This is a genomic window from Sphingomonas sp. (genome assembly GCF_031380695.1).
GTDB lineage: Bacteria > Pseudomonadota > Alphaproteobacteria > Sphingomonadales > Sphingomonadaceae > Sphingomicrobium.
The window spans coordinates 1-1,981 of sequence record NZ_JANMWY010000096.1 but is presented as its reverse complement, the minus strand read 5'-3'; the positions used below and the strand labels follow the sequence as shown (position 1 = coordinate 1,981).

The 1,981-nt window shown below is 62.4% G+C and carries 1 protein-coding gene; it reads right to left on the bottom strand.

Annotated elements, in window-relative coordinates:
- Window positions 1–613: 613 nt before the first annotated feature.
- The coding region (locus tag RMN84_RS03620; RefSeq protein ID WP_309610843.1) for a DUF885 domain-containing protein at window positions 614–1,981 on the bottom strand (1,368 nt) is incomplete at its 5' end.

The window sequence follows — 1,981 nt, the reverse complement described above, 5'->3', positions numbered from 1 at the left end:
CAATTGCGGACATTCGCGTTTCATGAATAAAACATTTTCCTACTCGGCTGCGTTCTGACACATCATCGTCGATGCGGCCTGCTCGTTCCTCGATACCGATCTGCGCTGCACTGCCGTGCGCGGGCGGAGGGCGGCGTCGGTGGTCACGTTCCGCCCGTTCGATCGAGCGTCTGGCTTCACGCGCAAAGCTGCCACTGCGCGAATTTTCGCCACGCCCTCTCTTTCATGCGTGCGGCCTTTTCCCGAGAGAGATCCGATCATCAGCTTTACCCCATCAACTTGTTCAGGTTCCGGGCCGCATGAAACCGCCCGTCACCGTGAATCAGTGTGAATCTACGCGTGGCGAAAGCAGAATGGACGTCGGTCGGATATCGCGGGTTCGAACACCTGTAGGGTGTGAACTTCAGTGAACTTTCGCGATGGCACGCGCGACGAAAATCCGGTCGCCAGTGCGACCATTGGGACTCTTCGCAACCATCTTAATCGTCATCCCCGCGAAAGCGGGGACCTAGCGGCTGAACAAAAACGCTTGGCGAGACGCTGCCGTTCAACTGGGTTTCTGTTTTCGCTGGGTTCCCGCGTTCGCGGGAATGACGATGAGGGGTACCGAAATCTAGCCCGCCTTCTTCGCCGCGATCCAGCGGTCGATCTTCGCCTCCAAGATCTTCATCGGCAGCGCCCCGGTCATCAGCACCTGCGCGTGGAAATCGCGGATGTCGAACTTGGGGCCGAGCTCGGCTTCGGCCTTCTTGCGCAGCCGCTGGATGGTCAGCGCGCCGACCTTGTACGCCGTCGCCTGGCTCGGGATGGCGATGTAGCGCTCGACCTCGGCGATGGCGTCGGTCTTGCTCATGCCCGAATGGCCCAGCATGTAGCCAATCGCCCGTTCGCGGCTCCAGCCCATCGCATGGATGCCGGTGTCGACCACCAGCCGCATCGCCCGCAGCATCTCGTCGTTCAGCGTCCCGAACCGCGCGTAGGGATCCTTGTAGAACCCCATGTCATAGCCGAGCGTCTCGGCGTACAGCGCCCAGCCCTCGGCATAGGCGGTGTTGCCGCCGAACTTCATGAACGGCGGCAGCGCCTCATTCTCCTGCGCCAGGCTGATCTGAAAATGATGGCCCGGCTCGCCCTCGTGGAGGAACAGCGTCGTGTCCTCCCATGTGCTGCGCGATTTCAGGTCATAGGCGTTGTAGTAGAAGGTGCCGGGGCGTGATCCGTCGGGCGTGCCCCCCTCGTAACTGCCGCCGGCCTGGAATTTCTCGATCGTCGGGTCATAAGCGCGGATCGCCAGCTTTGCCTTGGGCATGGTCGAGAAGTAGGTCGGCAGCTGCATCGCGACCTTCGCTTCGATCGCGTGGAAGGCGGTCGCCATCTCTTCGCGGCTCTTCGGCTGGAACTTCGGGCTGGTCCGCATATGGTCGAAGAAGTTCGCCAGCGTGCCCTTGAACCCGACCTCCTTCTGCACCCCGCGAAATCCCTCGGTGATCCGCGCGACTTCGCTCAGGCCCAGGGCATGGATCTGTTCGGGCGTCATGTCGGTCGTGGTCGTCGATCGGATCTGATAGCGGTACAGCGCATCGCCGCCCTTCATGTACAGCTCGCCCGCCCCGTCGCGCGCCTTGGGCAGGTAGTCGTTCTTGAGATAGTCGCGCAGGCGGCGATTGGCGGGGTATATCTCGTCGACGATCGCCGCCCGCGTCGCCGCCGTCAGCCGCGCCTTGTCGGCCGCGCCGAAGCTGGCCGGAAACTGCTTGAGCGGGCCGTAATATTGCGAATCCTCGGGCTTCTGGGCGAGCTGGTTGTCGAGCTGCTCGATGACGTTGCGGATGGTGAGCTTGGTCGTCACGACCCCGCTCGCTTCACCCTCCTTGAACCGTTCGATCGCGCGGTCGACCCAGATCGCATAACCGGCGTGCCGCTTGGTGTTGTTCTCATAGTCGACGACCGTGTTGAACGGTGCCGCGCCCTTGCCGCTGGC